The organism is Pseudoxanthomonas sp. 134C1 (assembly GCF_057773065.1).
On record NZ_JBYMTH010000007.1, the window covers coordinates 204857 to 225000 of the forward strand.

The 20144-nt window shown below is 65.0% G+C and carries 10 protein-coding genes, 2 rRNA genes and 2 pseudogenes (1 of these 14 cut by a window edge); 4 read left to right on the top strand and 10 right to left on the bottom strand.

Annotated features, from left to right (window positions below; genetic code table 11):
- The first annotated feature begins 51 nt into the window (after positions 1-51).
- From AC3DEZ_RS14470 to AC3DEZ_RS14480, 3 genes and pseudogenes are all read left to right on the top strand, one after another.
- The gene (locus tag AC3DEZ_RS14470; protein ID WP_488388843.1) at positions 52-2235 is read left to right on the top strand and encodes a primosomal protein N'; all 2184 of its coding nucleotides are present in this window, start codon (positions 52-54) and stop codon (positions 2233-2235) included.
- Between the two features lie 218 nt (positions 2236-2453).
- A pseudogene (locus AC3DEZ_RS14475) lies at positions 2454-3584 on the top strand (hypothetical protein); the annotation flags it as partial.
- A gap of 57 nt (positions 3585-3641) precedes the next feature.
- A pseudogene (locus tag AC3DEZ_RS14480) lies at positions 3642-4064 on the top strand (YadA C-terminal domain-containing protein); the annotation flags it as partial.
- An 88-nt stretch (positions 4065-4152) separates the two neighbouring features.
- Here AC3DEZ_RS14480 and AC3DEZ_RS14485 read toward each other — a convergent pair.
- The 4 genes from AC3DEZ_RS14485 to AC3DEZ_RS14500 form a co-directional block, all read right to left on the bottom strand.
- The gene (locus AC3DEZ_RS14485; protein ID WP_488388844.1) at positions 4153-6897 is read right to left on the bottom strand and encodes a protein kinase domain-containing protein; all 2745 of its coding nucleotides are present in this window, start codon (positions 6895-6897) and stop codon (positions 4153-4155) included.
- 28 nt (positions 6898-6925) lie between these two features.
- Positions 6926-7474 carry an ECF-type sigma factor gene (locus AC3DEZ_RS14490; protein ID WP_488388845.1) on the bottom strand — a complete coding sequence of 183 codons (549 nt, stop codon included), beginning with the start codon at positions 7472-7474 and terminating at the stop codon, positions 6926-6928.
- A gap of 323 nt (positions 7475-7797) precedes the next feature.
- Positions 7798-9630: a sensor histidine kinase gene (locus AC3DEZ_RS14495; RefSeq protein WP_488388846.1), complete on the bottom strand. Its 1833-nt coding sequence runs from the start codon at positions 9628-9630 to the stop codon at positions 7798-7800.
- Positions 9627-10310 carry a response regulator transcription factor gene (locus AC3DEZ_RS14500; RefSeq protein WP_488388847.1) on the bottom strand — a complete coding sequence of 228 codons (684 nt, stop codon included), beginning with the start codon at positions 10308-10310 and terminating at the stop codon, positions 9627-9629. The genes AC3DEZ_RS14495 and AC3DEZ_RS14500 overlap by 4 nt, the downstream gene beginning before the upstream one ends.
- Before the next feature lie 223 nt (positions 10311-10533).
- Here AC3DEZ_RS14500 and AC3DEZ_RS14505 point away from each other — a divergent pair, with 223 nt between their 5' ends.
- A complete protein-coding gene (locus AC3DEZ_RS14505; RefSeq protein ID WP_488388848.1) occupies positions 10534-11799 on the top strand; it encodes an NAD(P)/FAD-dependent oxidoreductase in 1266 nt (421 codons plus the stop codon).
- Here AC3DEZ_RS14505 and AC3DEZ_RS14510 read toward each other — a convergent pair.
- The 6 genes from AC3DEZ_RS14510 to AC3DEZ_RS14535 form a co-directional block, all read right to left on the bottom strand.
- Positions 11793-12260, bottom strand: coding sequence for a DUF1203 domain-containing protein (locus AC3DEZ_RS14510; RefSeq protein WP_488388849.1), 468 nt, complete (start codon positions 12258-12260; stop codon positions 11793-11795). The two genes, AC3DEZ_RS14505 and AC3DEZ_RS14510, sit on opposite strands and share 7 nt — an antisense overlap.
- A gap of 139 nt (positions 12261-12399) precedes the next feature.
- Positions 12400-13278, bottom strand: coding sequence for an RNA polymerase sigma factor RpoH (gene rpoH, locus AC3DEZ_RS14515; RefSeq protein WP_488388850.1), 879 nt, complete (start codon positions 13276-13278; stop codon positions 12400-12402).
- Positions 13279-13433: 155 nt separating this feature from the next.
- Positions 13434-14942 carry an EAL domain-containing protein gene (locus AC3DEZ_RS14520; RefSeq protein ID WP_488388860.1) on the bottom strand — a complete coding sequence of 503 codons (1509 nt, stop codon included), beginning with the start codon at positions 14940-14942 and terminating at the stop codon, positions 13434-13436.
- Between the two features lie 770 nt (positions 14943-15712).
- Entirely contained in the window at positions 15713-16951 is a 1239-nt protein-coding gene (locus AC3DEZ_RS14525; protein ID WP_488388851.1) for a dipeptidase, read from the bottom strand.
- 97 nt (positions 16952-17048) lie between these two features.
- Positions 17049-17163 (bottom strand): 5S ribosomal RNA (gene rrf, locus AC3DEZ_RS14530).
- A 122-nt stretch (positions 17164-17285) separates the two neighbouring features.
- Positions 17286-20144, bottom strand: a 23S ribosomal RNA gene (locus AC3DEZ_RS14535); it runs 20 nt beyond the window's last position.

A 20144-nucleotide genomic window follows, 5' to 3' on the forward strand; every position in this document is an offset into this window, starting at 1 on the left:
CAACCCCGGTACCTGCCCGCACGGCTTGACCGGCTCGCTAAACTGGAGCCGATGTCGCCACCTGCCGTCCTTCGCGTCGCCCTGCCCGTACCCCTGCTCCGCCTGTTCGATTACCACCCTCCCGCGGGCTCGGTGGTCTCGGCCGGCGACGTGGGCCGGCGCGTGCGCGTGCCGTTCGGGGGCCGCGAACTGGTGGGCTGGGTGGCCGAAACGGGTGCCGGCGAGGAGGCGGTCGAGTTGAAGGCCGCCCGGGAATGGCTGGACGCCTCCCCGCTGCTGCACGGCGAACTGCTGGAGTCCCTGCGCTGGCTGGCCCGCTACACCCACGCGCCCCTGGGCGACACCTTCGCCACCGCGCTGCCCGCGCCGTTGCGCCAGGGAGAACCGGTGCCCGATGCGGAACAGGCTTGGCAATGGCAACTGACCGAAGCCGGTCTCGCCGGCCTGTCGCAGCTGCGCGCCGGCAGCCGGCCCCGGCAACTGGCGGAGTACCTGTCGGCCGGCCCCCAGTCCGAAGACCAGCTCGCGGTCCGCATGGAGCGCTGGCGGGAAGCGGCGCGCGCGCTGGCGGCGCGGCAACTGGCCGAACGGATCCCGGCGCCGCCGGGGGTCGTGGAAGCCACGCCGCGTCCGGGGCCGGAACTCAACGAGGAACAACGGCACGCCGCCGATGCGCTGGCCGGTGCCCGCGGCTTCGCGCCGTTCCTGCTCGATGGCGTCACCGGCAGCGGCAAGACCGAGGTCTATCTGGGCGCCATCGCCGATTGCCTGGCGCGCGGGCGGCAGGCGCTGGTGCTGGTTCCCGAAATCGGCCTGACACCGCAGACGCTGGCGCGCTTCCGCGCCCGCCTGGGCGTTCCCGCCCACGCGCTGCACTCCGGCCTCAATGACAACGAGCGCGCGCGCACCTGGGGCGCCTGCGCGCGCGGTGAAGCCCGGGTGATCGTGGGCACCCGTTCGGCGGTGTTCACGCCGCTGCCCGAGGCCGGCCTGATCATCGTCGATGAAGAGCACGACGGCAGCTACAAGCAGCAGGACGGCATCCGCTACCACGCCCGCGATTTCGCCCTGGTGCGGGCCAAGGCGCTGGACGTGCCGATCATCCTCGGTAGCGCCACGCCCTCGCTGGAAACCCTGCACAACGCGCGCAGCGGTCGCTATGGCCATCTGCGCCTGCGTCGCCGCGCCGGCGTGGCGCAACCGCCGCGCGTGCGCGTGCTGGATGTCCGCAAGCGACCGCTGGACGCCGGTCTTTCGCGCGAACTCCAACAGGCGATCCGCCAGTCGCTGGATGCCGGTGGACAGGTGCTGGTGTTCAAGAACCGGCGCGGCTATGCGCCGGTGTTGCTGTGCCACGACTGCGGCTGGAGCGCGCACTGCAGGCGTTGCGACACCCCGATGACGGTGCATGCCGGCGGCCGCCGCCTGCAATGCCACCACTGCGGCGCGCGCCAGCCGGCGCCGCTGGCCTGTCCGGATTGTGGCGGACTGGCGTTGCAGCCGCAGGGCATCGGCACCGAGCGCCTGGAAGAACATCTGAGCGCGGCCTTCGCCGATGTACCCGTGCTGCGCATCGATCGCAGCACCACCCAGCGCCGCGACGCCCTCGCCCGGCACCTGGACACGCTCGGCGAGAAGCCGGGCATCCTGGTCGGCACCCAGATCCTCGCCAAGGGCCACGACCTGCCGCACCTGACCCTGGTCGCGGTGGTGGGCATCGATGAAGGCCTGTTCTCCGCCGACTTCCGCGCGGGGGAACGACTGGCCCAGCAGTTGATCCAGGTCGCCGGCCGCGCCGGTCGCGCCGACAAGCCCGGCGAAGTCTGGCTGCAGACCCATCACCCGGATCATCCGTTGCTCAACACGCTGATCCAGGGCGGCTACCACGCCTTCGCCGAGGCCGAACTGGCGCAGCGCGAGGCGGCCGGCTTCCCCCCGTTCGCCCATCTCGCCCTGCTGCGCGCGGAGGCCCAGCAGGTCGATGCGGCGCAGTCTTTCCTGCTCGCGGCGCGGCAGGTGTTGCGCGAACAGGACCCGGCACTGGAACTGCACGGCCCTTTGCCCGCGCCGATGCCGCGCCGCGCCGGCTATCACCGCGTGCAACTGGTGGTGTCCTCGCTCGAGCGGCGTCCGCTGCACCGCCTGCTCGATGTCGCCATTCCACAGCTGTACTCATTGCCGGAAGCGCGCCGGGTGCGCTGGTCGCTGGACGTGGATCCGCTGGACCTCTACTGAGCCGACAGGCCGCGTCGCCGGCGCCCGGCCCCGAAGCAGTCTTTCCGCACGCCACCGCCATCTGCCCAGCGAGGCGCGGGTCGGCCGGTTCAGGGGTGCCCGTCGCCAATCTCGCAAAAAAAATGACGCTCGCCTGCCGCGGAACGCGGTTTGGGAACCAGACACGCCCGGAAAACCCCGGGCGCGCGGCTTTCCCACCCCTCCATGGAGATGCGTTCATGTACACCCGACAAGTTGTTTCCGCTTCATCCACCCGCCCGCGCCTTCGCCGCCTGGCGCTGGCCCTGTCCTTGCTGATCGCGGCCCCGGCATGGGCTGGCGACGTCTGCGATCTGGCCACCGCCGGCGAGGATGGCGCAGGCGCCAACGCATTCGGCAGCAATTCGCTGGCCTGCGGTACCAACGCCAGCGCTTCCGCGGGCGGCGTCGCGCTCGGCGCCAGCAGCGTGGCCACGTTCGAGAGTACCGCGCTGGGCACGAGCGCCCTGGCCACGGGCAACGGCAGCACCGCGATGGGCAGCTGGCGCGACCTCAACAATGACGGCCTGGTGGGGCTGGATGAAATCACCATCGCCAGTGCCCAGCGCACCACCGCCGTGGGTGCGGCCGCCCAGGCGACCAGCGATTTCGCCACCGCGCTGGGTGGCAACGCCAACGCCTCCGGCTGGGCCAGCATCGCCATCGCCGGCGACGCCTCGGGCGAGGCCGGCATCGGCGTGATGGGCGTGGCGACCGGCGACTACAGCATCGCGGTGGGCTATTCCAGCCTGTCCTCCGGCAACGGCAGCACGGCCATGGGCCGCTATGCGGAATCGGCCGGCGAAGACAGCACCGCGCTGGGCGGACATAGTCACGCCGATGGCGCCGACAGCACCGCGGTGGGCTATTCCAGCCGGGCCGGAGGGGCTGGCAGCGCCGCCCTTGGCCACGACGCATCGGCCACGGGCCGCGGCGCGATTGCAATCGGCCAGAACAGCGATGCCGGAGGCGAGAACGGCACCGCCGTGGGCGGGTGGCGGGACGTCAACGGCGACGGCATCCGCCAGGCGGATGAATCCACGGAGGCGGCCGCGCTCGACAGCAGCGCGTTCGGCGCGGGCGCCAAGGCGAATGCCGAATCGACCAGCGCTTTCGGCGCCGCATCGGCGATCCATGCCACCCACGGCACCGCGCTGGGCGCGCACAGCATGGTCACCACCCAGGGCGACAATGCCGTTGCGCTGGGTTTCGGCTCGATCGCGGACCAGGCCAACACCGTGTCGATCGGCAGCGCCGGCAGTGAACGGCGTATCGTCAACGTGGCCGCCGGCACCGGCGCCACCGACGCCGTCAATCTGTCGCAGCTGCAGGCGACCCTGGCGACAGCGAACGCCTATACCGACACCGCGGTCGCGACCGGCGGCACCGCCGCCAACGCATACACCGACAACCGCGAAGCCGCCATCCGCGACGACATGGAAGCCGGCGACACCGAAACGCTGTCGGCCGCCAATGCCTATACCGACAGCCGGATCGCGCAATTGGTGGGCTTCGATGCGGGCACGATCAACGACCGTTTCGAAAACTTCGACCGCAGGCTGCAACAACAGGACCGCCGCATCGATCGCCAGGGCGCGATGAGTTCCGCCATGCTCAACATGGCGATCAATGCCGCCGGTTCGCAGAGTCCGCGCGGACGCGTCGCCGTCGGTGCCGGCTTCCAGGGTGGTGAGCAGGCCCTCTCGATTGGTTACGGCCGCCGCATCGGCCAGCGCGCGTCGTTCTCATTGGGCGGTGCTTTCAGCGGCAGCGAGAAATCGGCCGGCATCGGTTTCGGCGTCGATCTCTGATCGCCATGCGGGCGGCGCGTGCCACGCATCGCGCCGCCCGCGATGGTTTCCGGGACGGCAACCCGGAGCCATCGCGGATGCGGGCGCGTCACAATCGCGCCCGCGCCGCTTCCATCCGTTGCAGTTCCTGGGCGTGCGGACTGAGCTGGCGCCGCAGCGGCGCCTCGGCGCTGGCCAGTTCGCGTCGCGCATTGGCACTGTCACCGGCAACCAGCAATGCTTCCGCGTACGGCACGCGCAATTGCGCGGTCACCGCGCTGTCCGCGCCGGTGAAGCCGGCCGACATCGCCACCGCGCGCTTCCACTCCGCGACGGCCCCCGGAGCGCCTCGACGGCTGGCGATCTCCGCCAGCAGCGATTGTCGTTCCAGCGCGGCGCCCGGATTGTCGGCCGGCACTTCCGGCAATGACGCACGCGCTTCATCCCACAGCCCCTTGCGGAGCAGCCACTCGGCCTGTACCAGCTGCGTATTGATTCGTTCCGGCGAATCGTCGTCGCCGGTGAAGAATCCACGCCAGACGGGCAGCGCGCTTTCCATCAATGCGCCGGCCTCCGTCATTCGCCCCATCCGCGCCAGCACGCGCGCCCAATAGACCTCGTTGCGGACCCGCGTGCGATCGCCGGGTGGCCGGCGCGCTCGGCGTATCTCGGTGGCGATGCGGTACAGCGGCTCGGCGGCGGCCAGATCGCCACGCTGTTCTTCCAGCGTGGCCAACTGGCTGGCCACCACCGCATAGTCGATGCTGTCGCGGCCAAGGACCCGTTCGGTGATGCCCAGCGCCTCGCGATAGTGATTGCCGGCCGCCAGATAGTCGCCGGACTGCTGCAGCACCATCGCCAGTTTCATCTCGGTATCGGCCGCGCGTTCGCTCTCGCGGCCCATCAACGCCTCGGCCAGCGCCACGTTCTCGCGCAGCAGCTGCGCCGCTTCGGTGAAACGTCCCCGTGACGCGAGCACCATCGCCAGCCCTTGCCGGCTGTTGTGCAGGGTCACGCTGCGCGGCGCCTGCCGCGTCTTGATCGCCAGCGCGCGGCGATAGTGGGATTCGGCGGCTTCGACATCGCCTTCCGTGCGGTACAGCAGCGCCATGTTGTGCAGCACACCCGCGGTCTCCAGCGAATCCGCTCCATACACCTGCAGATGCAGTTTCAACGCCTGCGCATAGGCCGCCTGCGAGCCGGCGAAGTCCACCGCCGTCTTCTTCGCCAGGCCCAGCACGTTGTAGGAATCGGCGAGCGCCGCCGGCGTGCGGTCGTGCGCCATCCGCAATGCCAGCGCGCGCTCGGCGGCCAGCAGCGCGTCGTCGGCGCGCATCTGGTTGCTCATCAGCGTGGACAGGTGGCTGTAGGCCTGGGCCGCCAGGTCGGGCCGGCCCAGCGAAGGCTGCTGCAAGGCATCGCCGGCTTGCCGGAGCATGGCTTCGGCGCGCTTGCGCTCGCCCAGGTTTGCGTAGGCGCGGCCCAGCACCAGGCGCATGCGCGCCAGCACCGCGGGGCTCTGCGCCAGTTCGGCGTCCACCTTGGCGACACCCACATCCAGCACATCGCGGGCGGTCGGCTCTTCGGTGCCCTTCGCGCCACGCATGCGCGGATCCGCGGCATTGAACGTATCCACCAGGAAATCGCTGATCTGCTCGGTGGTGGCGGCTTCGCGTTCCGCGCGATCACGCTCCACGTCCAGGCGGGCGACGAACAGCAGTGCGGCGAGCGACGCCGTACCAGCCAGCGCGATCGCGCGCCAGTGACGCCGCCCCCAGCAGCGCAGGCGATAGGGAAACGTCGCGGCGCGTGCGGAGACCGGATGGTGGCTGCGGTGGCGCTGGAGGTCGCCGGCCAATGCTTCCACCGACGGGTAGCGCCGCGCCGGATCGATCGCGCAGGCGCGTGCCACGATGGCGTCGAGATCGCCGCGCAACCGATGGCGCCAGGCGCAATCCGGCGCTGCGACTTCACTGGGCATTGCGATGGGCTGGAAGGCATCATGGAGTCCACGCTCGATCCGTCTGCCCGACAGCAGTTCCGCCAGCAACACGCCGAGGCTGAAGACATCACTGGCGGTGTTCACGGATGCGCCGCCGCTGCGCAGTTCCGGACTGGCGTAGGCCGGCGTGCAGAACCCCGCCGCATCGTCACCGTCGGCCGAACCCATCCATTGCGCGATACCGAAGTCCAGCAGCACCGGCTCACCATCCGCGCGGATCAGCACATTGCCGGGCTTGAGGTCGCAGTGGATCACCAGTTGCCGGTGCGCCGCCTGCACCGCGTCGCAGACCTTCAGGAACAGCGTGATGCGCGCATCCAGATCCAGCTTGCGCACCTCGCAATACGCATCCAGCGCGACGCCGTCGACGTACTCCATCACCAGATAGGGCTGCCCCGCAGGCGTGGTGCCTCCGTCATACAGGCGCGCGATGTTGGCGTGCCGGAGCTCGGCCAGAATCTGCCGCTCCGCGACGAGCCGCTGCACCAGGGCGGGATCGGCCACCGCGCTGCGCAGCAGTTTGATCGCCACGCATTGCCGGAACGATTCATCGTCCCGCTCGGCGACGAAGACCGTACCCATGCCGCCGCTGGCCAGCCGGCGCATCAAGCGCCAGGGACCGATGCGATCCCCGACGTTGAGCTCGGGCTCCGGCGATGCGTTCAGAAGATCACGCAACGGCTCCAGCGCACGTTCGAAACTTGCGGTGCGCGCCCGCAGCATCGCCATCGCCTCTTCGATCAGGGCCGGATCATCGCTGACGCGTTCCAGTTCCTCCCGCCATCGCGAGGGCGGCAGATCGCAGACGGACTCGAACAGGTGCCGCAACGACTCCCAATGCACGGATTCCATCGTCTCCCCCGTGGGGCCGCGTGGCCGATCAGGCCAGTTCCTTGCGCAGCCAGGCCTTGGCCACCTTCAGGTCGCGGTCGATGGTAGAGGGAGAGACCCCCAGCACGCAGGCGATTTCGTCACGTTCCATGCCACCGAAGTAAGCCATTTCCAGACCCTGGGCCGCCCTGGGATCCCGGCGGGCCAGGCGCTGCAGCGCCAGATCCAGCGCCAGCACGTCGAACGCCTCGTTCCCGGCAACGGATTCGGCATGGGACAACGTCAGCATTGCCACCTCGCCACCACGCTTCTCGGCCAGTTGCGCGCGCGCGTGATCGACCATCACCGCGCGCATCTTCAGCGCCGCCATCGCGAAAAAATGCGCCCGGTCCTGCCAGTCGATCTCATTGCCGAGCAGGCGCAACATGGCTTCATTCACCACGGCGGTCGGCTGCAGCGTGTGGCTCGCGCCGTGCCGATGCCAGCGCATCCGCGCCATGTCGCGCAGGGTGTCGTAGACGTCGGACAACAGACGGTCCCGCGCCATCGCATCGCCGGCGCGCCAGCCCTGCAGCAGGCGGGTGATGTTGTCTCCCATCGCCCCTCCATCACGACCCGGCAAAGGGGTCGCGCGCATGGTAGCGAAGTTCTTCGGCGTGGCGTACTGCATGGTGGGATCAACGGGGTTCTTCCATTGCGGCGGCCAGTACGGCCCGGCTGCGACGGGGGCAGGCCGCACCCTTGCCGGTCCGCGTCAGGCCGCGTCGTCACGAACCTGTCCGCGCTCGGTTCCCCGAGGTCACGTCCGCCTGGCGGCCTTCCCCGAAGCTTTTCTCTGTCAGACAAGGCTTCGAAATCATCCGCCAAACCGGTGGGTATCGGAGTGGTGGGCATCGATGTGGGCGTTGGCGGAAGCGGGCGTCAGGCCAGTACCGGAAACTCCAGCCTCAGCCGGGTTCCCCCGGTGTCCGAGTCGATGCGGAGCTGCCCGCCGAGGCGCTGGGCCCGCGCCCGCATGCTGCCCAGCCCGGCGCCGCGGGCCGGTTCCTCGCTCTGACCCGGCAATCCCTGTCCGTCATCCTCGATGTGCAACTGCAAGCGGTCACCCGCCCTCGCCAGGCGGACTTTCACCTGACGGGCCCGGCTGTGCTTGAACACGTTGGTCAGCGCCTCCTGCAATAGCCGCTGCAAATCCAGGCTGCGCGCGGGGCCGAGTTCGACACCGTCCAGGCCTTCCAGCTGCCAACGGCTGTCGATGTCGGCGGTTTCCAGCAACCGGCCCAACCGGTGTCGCAGCGGCGCCAGTTGTGCCGCCAGTGCCGCATGCTCCCGTGCCGTGCTGTCGATCACCAGCCGCAGATCGTCACGCATGTCCTTCAGCGTACCCACGATCTGCGCCTTCGTCGTGTCTTCCGGCGCATTCTCCAGTTGGGCGATGGCGCCTACCAGCGTGCCGCCGAAACCATCGTGCAGATCGCGTACCAGTTGCAGACGTTCCCCGGCCCGGCCATGTGCCAGTTCCAGCGCGTGCTGCTGTGACAGCGTGTCCGACAGGCGCGATGTCGCCGCCGCTACTTCCTGTTGCAGTTCCTCGTTGAATCCCTCGATGCGCCGCATCGCGGTGACGAAGCGATGCGACAGGACGAAGCCGATGCCGATCAGCGTCAACACCGACGTGAGGCTGAGCAGATAGGTGTCGCTGTGCACCCAACCGAAGAACAGGGCGAAGTCATAGAAAGAGATCAGCACCGGCAACAGCAGGCAGGCCGCCAGTACCAGGAAGTCGACCCGGCGACGCCGCCACGCCTGCGTCAGGAAATAGCCGATGCCGAAATAGAAGAACAGGCCTCCCAGCACGATCCACGGTGTGCGCGCCGGTCCCATCCAGCCCGGCGCCAGCAGGGCCGTCGCCACCGCGACCACGCTCGCCAGCGCCATCAGTCTCTCGATGCGCGGAAACCGCCGCTCCGCGTAGCGGAACAGGAACATCGCGTAGCTCGCGCCGGTCACCAGGTACATCGCCGCCACGAACGCCTGCCAGCCATCGGTGGTGCCGAACGGCCACGGGCTCGAAACGATGTAGTTCGCGCCATACAGCGATCCCGCCAGTTCCGACAGGGCGAACCAGCCATAGACCGAGTCCCGGCGACGGAACAGCCACAGCATCAGGAACAGCCCGCCCATCACCATGCTCATGGCGACGTTGATCAGCTTGATGTCGTGGCGTGCGAAACGCTCCTGCCGATACACCGCCTGTATGGCGGCGGGCTCGCCGATCGTCACCGTGCCGAAGCCTGGCTGGTAGGCCGAGAGGCCCGAGACCCGCACCAGCAGGGTGTTCTCGCCCTGGCGCAGCAAGGTCGCCGGGATCAGCTGGTAGTACGGCGCCACCCATGCGCGTGAAAGCGGTTCGACCAGGCTCGGAGCGCGTGCCACCAGATTGCCGTTGACGTAGATCGCTCCGGACAGGCAGATGTAGTTCACCAGCAGACCGACCGGCTGCCGGGTCGCCGGCTGCTCCCATCGCAGGCGATACCAGACCACACCGTCATGGTCCGGCCAGCGCGCGTCCCAGAAATCCACCAGTTGCACGGGTTCCCAACCCTGGTCCGGGGGCGCGGTCGCCTCCCAGTCCGACCGCACCGCTTCGGCACGATCAATCGTGACGGTCTGGACAGCCTGCGCGCTCGCCGGTCCGGACCATGGCAGGCAGAAAAGCAGACACAACAGCAGCATCCATCCGCGCACCATCATGGCAACAAGCCCATTGCCCGGGCTTCGAACACCGCCGCCGTACGTGACCCGACCGCGAGCTTGCGATAGATGTTCTTGGTGTGGCATTCGATGGTGAGCCGGGACAGCGACAGCAGATCCGCCATCTCGCGATTGCTGAACCCCTGCGCCACCAGTCCCAGGATCTCGCGCTCGCGATCCGACAGATAGACGTCCTGCGCTGTTTCCCGGGGAACGATGGCTGGCGGCGCCATCGCGGCCGGCAGCAGTGCCAGGATGCGGCGGGCGATCATGGGATCGATGGGCGCACCGCCTTCCCGCAGGCTCTTCAATGACATCAGGATTTCGGTGTCATCGCGTTCCTTCAGCAGATAGCCGACCGCACCCGCGCGCACGCCCGCCAGGATGATTTCCTCCTCCGCCCATGCGGACACGATGACCGCCTGCGTACCTGGCGCGTGTCGCTGCATCCAGGCGATCAGATCGATGCCGCTGCCATCCGGCAGTTGCACATCCACCAGCGCCAGCGCGAAGGGCCGTTCCTGCAGGCGTGAACGCGCGGCCGCCAGACAGTCGACGTCGGCGACATGCGCTCCCGGTTCCGCGATTCCAGCCACCAGCCGTGCAATCCGACGGCGTACGACGGGATCGTCTTCGATGACCAGCACTGCATCCAGTGTGATCGGCTGTGGCTGCATCATTCCCCCTGCACCGTCGCACCTTCGGCGGCTCCGGCAACCAAGTCTAACGTGACATGGATGGCTCGCGCGCGCGCAAATCAAATGAAGAGCGCCTCCATCTTGCGTCTGCGCGCGTCCATGCCAGAATTCCCTCCATGGATACCGTCGCTCTCCCTACGTCGGCGTTCCCGTCGACGCCCAACGGGTGTCAATCAGGCGTCCCGCTCATTCGCGGAGCGCTTCGATGAGCCCTTCCCGCGCCCACGTGGTCATCATCGGCGGCGGCTTTGCCGGCTTATGGGCGGCCCGGGCCCTGGCCAGAGCCCCGGTGCGGATCACCTTGATCGATCGCCGCAACCATCACCTGTTCCAGCCACTGCTCTACCAGGTGGCGACCGCCGGCCTGTCCGCGCCCGACATCGCCGCGCCGCTGCGCCACATCCTGCGCCGCCAGGCCAACGTGGAAGTGCGGCTCGCGGAGGTGACCCGGGTGGACCCGGAGACACGTCGGCTTCAACTGGGCGATGGCGGATCCCTGGACTACGACTATCTCCTGCTGGCGACCGGCGCCACCCACGCGTACTTCGGCCACGACGAGTGGGCGAAACACGCGCCTGGGCTGAAGACCCTGGACGATGCGCTGTACCTGCGGCGCCACCTGCTTTTGGCGTTCGAACGGGCCGAGGCCGAGCAGGATCCGGCCCGGCGTGCGGCGTGGCTCAATTTCGCTATCGTCGGTGGCGGTCCCACCGGAGTGGAATTGGCCGGCACGCTCGCCGAGATCGCGCGGCATACGCTGAAGAACGAGTTCCGCAACATCGATCCGGGTGAAGCCCGCGTGCGCCTCGTCGAGGCCGGTCCGCGTGTTCTGGCCTCCTTCCCGGAAGATCTGTCCGTGCGCGCCCGCCGCCAGTTGGAGAAACTGGGGGTGGAAGTCAGCACGGATGTGCCGGTCACCGCCATCAGCGAAGCGGGCTATCAGCTCGGCGATACTTTCGTGCCCGCGAGAACGGTGGTCTGGGCGGCGGGCGTCGCCGCCTCCCCACTCGCGCGGTCCCTCGACGTCCCGCTGGATCGTGCCGGACGCGTGATCGTCCAGCCCGACCTGAGCGTACCCGGGCATCCCGAAATCTTCGTCGGCGGCGACCTGGCTTCCGTACAGAGCGATGGCAGGCCCGTGCCCGGCGTCGCTCCCGCCGCCAAGCAGATGGGACGGCATATCGCGGCGATGATTCGCGCGCGCCTGGCCGGCAAGGCCACGACTGCTTTCCACTACCGGGATTTCGGCAACCTCGCCACCATCGGCCGCATGGCCGCGGTGGTGCACCTGGGCAGACTCAAGCTGTCCGGCCTGCTCGCGTGGTGGTTCTGGCTGGCCGCACACGTGTTTTTCCTGATCGGCTTCCGCAACCGGCTGGTCGTGCTGCTGAACTGGGCATGGGCCTACTGGAGCTATCAGCGCGGCGCACGCATCATCTTCGGCACCGCAGAAACCCCACCGGATCAGTGACGCTCCACGCGCGCCGCGAAACACCCGGGGCGCGCATTGTGCAGATGCAGGTAATCCACTTCCTCGCGCTGGAGGAAAGCCTCGATGGTCTGGATCAGTTGGGTACCCTCCACGACTTCGGATCCCTGCATCCAGCCACTGGCATCGTAGGCACGCACGGACAGCAGGCGGCGCAGGAACGTATCGGGAATCCGGTCCACGAACACCGCCGCCTGGGTGGCTTGTTCACGCACGAAGATCGGGCCACCGGCCCGATAAGGCCCGGCCACGTCATGATGCTGGAAGGGCAGCAGCAACAGGGTTTCCCCCGCGCGCGCGTTATCCAGCGAGACACGGCACGGGAAACCGCGATCGTTGTCCGCGACCACGCGCCGGATGGCCTGCATGTCCAGGCTTGCGTCATCCAACGGCCACAGGTGGGCGAACAAATCGGGGGAAAGACCGGCTATGCGGTATGACATGGAGGACTCCTGCGAACGGGTGGACAGAGTCTCCGGAAGAGCGTGGCGCCGCCATCCGATTCTTGCGCGAAAAAGAAAACGGCCCCGTTTCCGGAGCCGTCTTCATCGCGTCACGCACACCTCGTCAGGAATGCCGTGCTCAGGCGGCAAACAATGCCTTCATCTTCTTGAGCGCATTGGCCTCGATCTGACGGATGCGTTCGGCGGAAACACCGTACTCGTCCGCCAGTTCCTGCAGCGTGATCTTGCTGTCCGCATCCAGCCAGCGGCGCTTGACGATGTCGCGCGAACGCTGATCCAGACCGGCCAGGCCTTCGCGCAGCAGTTCCAACTGGTTGTCTTCACTGTCGGCACGCTCATAGGCCTGCGACGGATCCTCGTCTCCTGCCATCAGGTAGTTCACCGGTGACGGCGGCGCGTGTTCGTCGTCTTCGTCACCCGGCGCGTCGAAGCCGATATCACGACCGGACAGGCGCGATTCCATTTCCAGCACCTCGCGCTCGGACACATTGAGGTCCTTGGCAACGGCGCTGACTTCCTCCGCGTTCATCCAACCCAGGCGGGTCTTGGACTTGCGCAGGTTGAAGAACAGCTTGCGCTGCGCCTTGGTGGTCGCGACCTTCACGATGCGCCAGTTCTTCAGGATGAACTCGTGCATTTCCGCCCGGATCCAGTGCACCGCAAAGCTCACCAGGCGGACGCCCATGTCCGGATCGAAGCGCTTCACCGCCTTCATCAGGCCGATGTTGCCCTCCTGGATCAGATCGCCCAGGGGCAGGCCGTAGCCGTTGTAGCCACGAGCCACGTGCACCACGAACCGCAGGTGCGAATGCACCAGTTCACGGGCGGCGTCCAGGTCTTCGTCATCGCGGTAACGACGGGCGAGCGTCTGCTCGTCATCGACCGTCAGCACCGGAATCTGGTGCACGGCGCCGATGTAGGCCTCGAGCGAACCGAGGGCGCTGGGGATGGGGAGGCTGTTGGCCACCAGGGCGGTGGCGGAGGAGTTCTGGCTCATGAGGGTCATCTTAGCAGTCGGGTTGTTCGACTGCTAACCGGTAAAAGAGTTCCCCATCATCCCGGCAATGGAACGATGGAGGGAAGACGTTCAGCTTTCGTACGGCAAACGGGAACAGTGCGGCACATGCCCCAAAAGTAATCTCACGCACGAATTTATCTTGTCGAATCAGTCACTTGAACTTCAGCGAGAACGCCATTGCTTCGTGCCCGGCGCGGACCAGGCGATCGGGCCAGGACAGAGGCCAGGTCCGCGCCGGCCAACGGCCGGGCGAACAGGTATCCCTGCAGCAGGGTTACGCCGTGCCGGGCTAACGCATCCGCCTGCGTCCAGTTTTCCACCCCTTCGGCCACCACATCCAGGTCCATGCGCTCGGCCAGATCCAGGATGGTCCGCAGGATAGGCGTCATCCGCCCAGGCGCCACCAGCCGGGCGACGAATCCGCGATCGATCTTCAGCCGGTCTGCCCGCAGTTCCTGCAGGTGGCCAAGATTGGAATGCCCCACGCCGAAATCATCCAGTGCAATCCGTACGCCCATCCGCCGGACTTCGTCCAGCACGGCGTGCACGGCGGCATCGGCATCCACCCCTTCGCGCTCGGTCAGTTCCAGGACCAGGCCGATTCTGCCCGGCGGAAACGCTGCCAGGAAGCGCTGGCATTGTTCGGGCAACCAACGCCCGGTGAGGTGTGCGGGCGTGATGTTGAAAGAGATATGGAAGCTGGCCGGCAGCAGCGGGAGCATGTCAGCGAGTTCGCCCGCGGCCTGCTCCATCAACTGCGCCGTCATCGGCAAAATGAGGTCGGTCTGTTCCAGGCTGGGCATGAAACTGTCCGGGGTCAGCAATCCACGGGACGGGTGTGCCCAACGCGCGAGTACTTCCAGGCCGGCCCATTCCATGTCGGCCGCGCGCACCAATGGCTGGTAGTAGGAAATGAACTCGCCTTTCTGGATGGCCCGCTCGAATTCCCTGGGCAAGCCATGCCGGCGCCGTAGAAAGAGATGAGCCAGATATCCTGCGGGAATGCCGGCGAGAAGTGCCCACAGAACCGGAGCACGGAACAGTGATCCGGGCAACGCCGGTTTCCCGGCAAACGGGGTCGAGGCAAGCGCCATTGGATACCGCGACGACGCCGTCACGCTTGCATCGTTCACCTGCCCGGCTATCCCTGGCCGCAGGCGTCCATCACTCCCTATCTGCATGTCAGCCACGCGCCATGTCATCCTGCCGGCGGCATCCTCGGATGCACCGCCCTGCCAGACATGCAGGGCATCCATGACCGCGATGACCTGCTGCGATCCCAGGGTCAACCGATACAGCAGTAGGGGGCGATCAGGGGCGACCGCATTGCCGTCGATCAGTGCCAGCGTTTCATGGTCGGGCCAGAACGATGCCGGGCTGGCGATCACGTCACCGGACAACGTGCTGCAATACACCACTCCTTCGCGTGCCAACAACAGGGAGCGTACCTGCGGTACCACCGCCGCCCAGAGACGCAGGGCATCGATCACGTCCGCGCAGCGACCGTCAGCCAAAGGCATTGCCTCACCGGCTGCGGCGTGAACGCCATCGAGCATCGTTTCCAGTTGCATCAGCGCCCGCTGCCGCTCCTGAAGTGCCTCGTTGTCGGCGTGCAGGGTGTCCCCACGGAACCAGAGAAGCACCAGCAAGCACGGCACCGTGACCGCCAGCAAGATCAGTCCCGCATGGAATGCATGCCGTCGGAAATGCCAGCGAGCACACCATTGGCCCACCGTGAGCCCGCCATGCACCCCACCCCACCATCCCGCTGGAGGACGGCCTGTCGGTTCGACTTTGGCGCGTAAGGCATGCATGACTCGGGAAAGGGAACCACTTTGTGTCGCGCACCTGACTGGTGCGGAGACTCCCACGTCGATGGTGCACACCGGAGGTATGCCGCTGGCCGGGGACGTGAGAGATTCGATCGCGAACTCATGTCGCGGACGGTAATGTCGCCCAAAGTGATTCCGTGCAGGAATCGGACATTTCTGAAAAGGATCGCAGAAGGACAACCGTTCACGGCTACCTAGCCGTACGGCCCGCTATCTGTGCAACCGGATGGCTCCATGAGCGCTCAAGACATCACGCCAGCTCATCACGCATCGCTGCCTTTCCCGCTGATGAATAAGCTGCAACGCCCTGCATCGAGTCGCGTCATCCAATCTGGTAGCGGAAAGAGTCGGCCGCCGTACATCTGTCGGCTCCATGTTGACACGCTGAAATCGTCGCGCGCCCTTCTGCAGGGAGGGCGCGCTTGCTCATCTGGAGCGTCGACTCACTGCGGATCAGGTGGACCGTTCCCCCCGAGCCTCGCGCCATCATGGCGAGCGGCCGGCTTCCCATTTCCTGCCAGCAAGCTGGAACACATCGACCGCCACCGGGGCATCCAGCGCGGTGGCGGCCGGATGTGCGCCTAGTGCTTGGGCTTTGTCTGCGCGGCAGCCTCCACCGCACGCATGATCCGTAGCAGATTGCCGCCCCAGATGGCACGGACGTCTGCTTCGGTATAGCCCTCCTTCAAGAGGCGTTCCGTGATCCTGGGCAGGGCCGATACGTCTTCCAATCCCTCCACGCCACCGCCGCCATCCCAGTCCGCGCCGATTCCCACATGTTCCGGCCCCGCCACCTTGAGGATATGCAGCAAATGCCGCATGTAGTCTTCGAATGTGGCTTTGGGTACCGGGAAGCGCTGGTCAATTTCCGCGCGTTCCTTCAGATAGGCCTGAATCCTGGCATCGTCCCGACCGCTTTCATCACCGTATTTCTCAGAGAGTGCCTCAAGTGCGGCTTCGCGCTTGGGATTCTTCGGAATGGAAATCAGGTAACCACCGTAGGCATTGACATGGATGACGCCGCCCTTGGCGGCAAGCTTGCGAATGCGGGCATCATCGATGTTGCGCGGGTGATCGAACACGGCGTCGGCGCTGGTGTGCGACAGCACAATAGGCGCCTTTGAGAGTTCGAGTAGTTGGTCAAACACCAGATCACTGGCGTGCGACGCGTCCAGGATCAGCCCCAGTCGATTGGCATCAGCCACCAACGCCTTGCCCTTCGGACTCAGGCCATTCCACTGCGGTCCAGCCGCGTCGGTGGATGAATCGCCGAAGTCATTGTTTTTCACGTGGGTGACCCCGAGCATCCGCAGGCCAAGCTTTTGGTAGAGCTCCAGCAGGCTCGGATCGCTCGCCAGCGGCGAAGCGTTCTCCATGCTGACGAAGGAAACTCGTTTGCCGGATGCAGCGATGCGCTCTGCATCGGCGGCACTCAAGGCCAGCTCGAAATCCGCCGCATTGGCCGCGAGCATCTCTCTGATTTCGGTCAGGCGCACCAAACCGTGATCGCGTGCCTCCCGATTGCCGGCTTCGTCGCGCGCGCCTTGCTCGGTGTAGATCACCCAGAAACCGCCATCCAGCCCGCCTTCCTTCATCCGCGGCAGATCCACCTGTGATTGATCGCCTTCGTGGTCATGCCGGTCCCGGATACTCCAGCCGGGGCGCTGGAAATTGGCCGGCGTGTCCAGGTGGGTATCCAGCACAAGGGCGGACTCATGGATCTGGCGCGCCTGCGCCGGAGTGGCTCCCGCCTTGTCGGCAGCCCATGTGGGCGCCGCCAGTGACATGCCTAGGACGATGGCCAGAACACGTTGCTTCATTCCCCTGATCCCCGAAGTGTTAGGAAACTCCGATTGTTGGCGATCAGCGGGCAAGAAAAAACCCCCAGCCAGTTGGCTGGGGGTTTAGGGGTAAAGCCCCTGGCGATGACCTACTCTTGCATGGCTTAGGCCACACTACCATCGGCGCAGCTGCGTTTCACTTCCGTGTTCGGGATGGGAACGGGTGGGACCACAGCGCTAATTTCACCAGGGAGACGGTTGGAGCGTCGCCATCCGAAGGGATGAGGCGCCTGTCTCACATAGGGTCTTGTGACGTAGCGGGCATTGGATTCTCATCGACGTTGCCGTCGAGTCCAAGGCCACTTGAGGTTATATGGTCAAGCCGCACGGATCATTAGTATCAGTTAGCTCAACGCCTTGCAGCGCTTACACACCTGACCTATCAACCACGTAGTCTACATGGTTCCTTCAGGGGGCTTGTGCCCCGGGAAGTCTCATCTTGAGGCGCGCTTCCCGCTTAGATGCTTTCAGCGGTTATCGCTTCCGAACATAGCTACCCGGCAATGCCACTGGCGTGACAACCGGAACACCAGAGGTTCGTCCACTCCGGTCCTCTCGTACTAGGAGCAGCCCCTCTCAAACTTCCAACGCCCATGGCAGATAGGGACCGAACTGTCTCACGACGTTCTGAACCCAGCTCGCGTACCACTTTAAATGGCGAACAGCCATACCCTTGGGACCGACTACAGCCCCAGGATGTGATGAGCCGACATCGAGGTGCCAAACACCGCCGTCGATATGAACTCTTGGGCGGTATCAGCCTGTTATCCCCGGAGTACCTTTTATCCGTTGAGCGATGGCCCTTCCATACAGAACCACCGGATCACTAAGTCCTACTTTCGTACCTGCTTGAGCCGTCGCTCTTGCAGTCAAGCACGCTTATGCCTTTGCACACAGTGCGCGATGTCCGACCGCGCTGAGCGTACCTTCGAGCTCCTCCGTTACTCTTTGGGAGGAGACCGCCCCAGTCAAACTACCCACCATACATGGTCCCCGACCCGGATTACGGGCCTAGGTTAGAACGTCAAGCACATCAGGGTGGTATTTCAAGGTTGGCTCCACCACAGCTAGCGCCATGGTTTCATAGCCTCCCACCTATCCTACACAGACGAACTCAACGTTCAATGTAAAGCTATAGTAAAGGTTCACGGGGTCTTTCCGTCTTGCCACGGGAACGCTGCATCTTCACAGCGATTTCAATTTCACTGAGTCTCGGGTGGAGACAGCGCCGCTGTCGTTACGCCATTCGTGCAGGTCGGAACTTACCCGACAAGGAATTTCGCTACCTTAGGACCGTTATAGTTACGGCCGCCGTTTACTGGGGCTTCGATCAAGAGCTTCGCCTTGCGGCTGACCCCATCAATTAACCTTCCAGCACCGGGCAGGCGTCACACCCTATACGTCCACTTTCGTGTTTGCAGAGTGCTGTGTTTTTGATAAACAGTCGCAGCGGCCTGGTTTCTGAGGCCCTCTTCAGCTCAGCTGCGCATGCAGCCACCAAAAAGGGCGCACCTTCTCCCGAAGTTACGGTGCCATGTTGCCTAGTTCCTTCACCCGAGTTCTCTCAAGCGCCTGAGAATTCTCATCCTACCCACCTGTGTCGGTTTACGGTACGGTCTTCGTGAGCTGAAGCTTAGGAGCTTTTCCTGGAAGCGTGGTATCAGTGACTTCGCTCTAATGAGCTCGTCTCGGTGCTCGGTGTTAAAGGAACCCGGATTTGCCAAAGTTCCACACCTACCGCCTTTCCCCGGGACAACCAACGCCCGGTACACCTAACCTTCTCCGTCCCTCCATCGCACTCACGCGAGGTGCAGGAATATTAACCTGCTTCCCATCGACTACGGCTTTCGCCCTCGCCTTAGGGACCGACTAACCCTGCGTCGATTAACGTTGCGCAAGGAAACCTTGGGCTTTCGGCGTGCGGGCTTTTCACCCGCATTATCGTTACTCATGTCAGCATTCGCACTTCCGATACCTCCAGCAGCCTTCTCAAGCCACCTTCGCAGGCTTACGGAACGCTCCTCTACCGCGCACACATAAGTGTGCACCCCAAGCTTCGGTTTAGTGCTTAGCCCCGTTAAATCTTCCGCGCAGACCGACTCGACCAGTGAGCTATTACGCTTTCTTTAAAGGGTGGCTGCTTCTAAGCCAACCTCCTGGCTGTCTGTGCCTTTCCACATCGTTTTCCACTTAGCACTAAATTTGGGACCTTAGCTGTGGGTCTGGGTTGTTTCCCTTTTCACGACGGACGTTAGCACCCGCCGTGTGTCTCCCATACAGTCCGTCTTGGTATTCGGAGTTTGCCATGGTTTGCTAAGACGCGATGTCCCGCTAGCCATAACAGTGCTCTACCCCCAAGAGGATACATATGAGGCGCTACCTAAATAGCTTTCGAGGAGAACCAGCTATCTCCGGGTTCGATTAGCTTTTCACTCCTAATCACACCTCATCCCCTACCTTTGCAACGGGAGTGGGTTCGGGCCTCCAGTACCTGTTACGGCACCTTCACCCTGGGCATGACTAGATCACCCGGTTTCGGGTCTACTGCCCGCGACTATGCGCCCTTATCAGACTCGGTTTCCCTTCGCCTCCCCTATACGGTTAAGCTTGCCACGAACAGTAAGTCGCTGACCCATTATACAAAAGGTACGCAGTCACCCTTGCGGGCTCCTACTGCTTGTACGCACACGGTTTCAGGGTCTATTTCACTCCCCTCTCCGGGGTTCTTTTCGCCTTTCCCTCACGGTACTGGTTCACTATCGGTCGGTCAGGAGTATTTAGCCTTGGAGGATGGTCCCCCCATGTTCAGACAGGGTTTCTCGTGCCCCGCCTTACTCGTCTTCACTGAAAAGGCCTTTTCGAATACCGGGCTATCACCGTCTATGGCCAGTCTTTCCAGACTGTTCTTCTAAAACCTTTCCAGCTTAAGGGCTGGTCCCCGTTCGCTCGTCACTACTCAGGGAATCTCGGTTGATTTCTTTTCCTCCGGTTACTTAGATATTTCAGTTCACCGGGTTTGCTTCCAGCAGCTATGTATTCACTGCAGGATACTGCCGAAGCAGTGGGTTTCCCCATTCGGACATTGCGGGATCAATGCTTGTTGCCAGCTCCCCCGCACTTTTCGCAGGCTGCCACGTCCTTCATCGCCTCTGACCGCCAAGGCATCCACCGT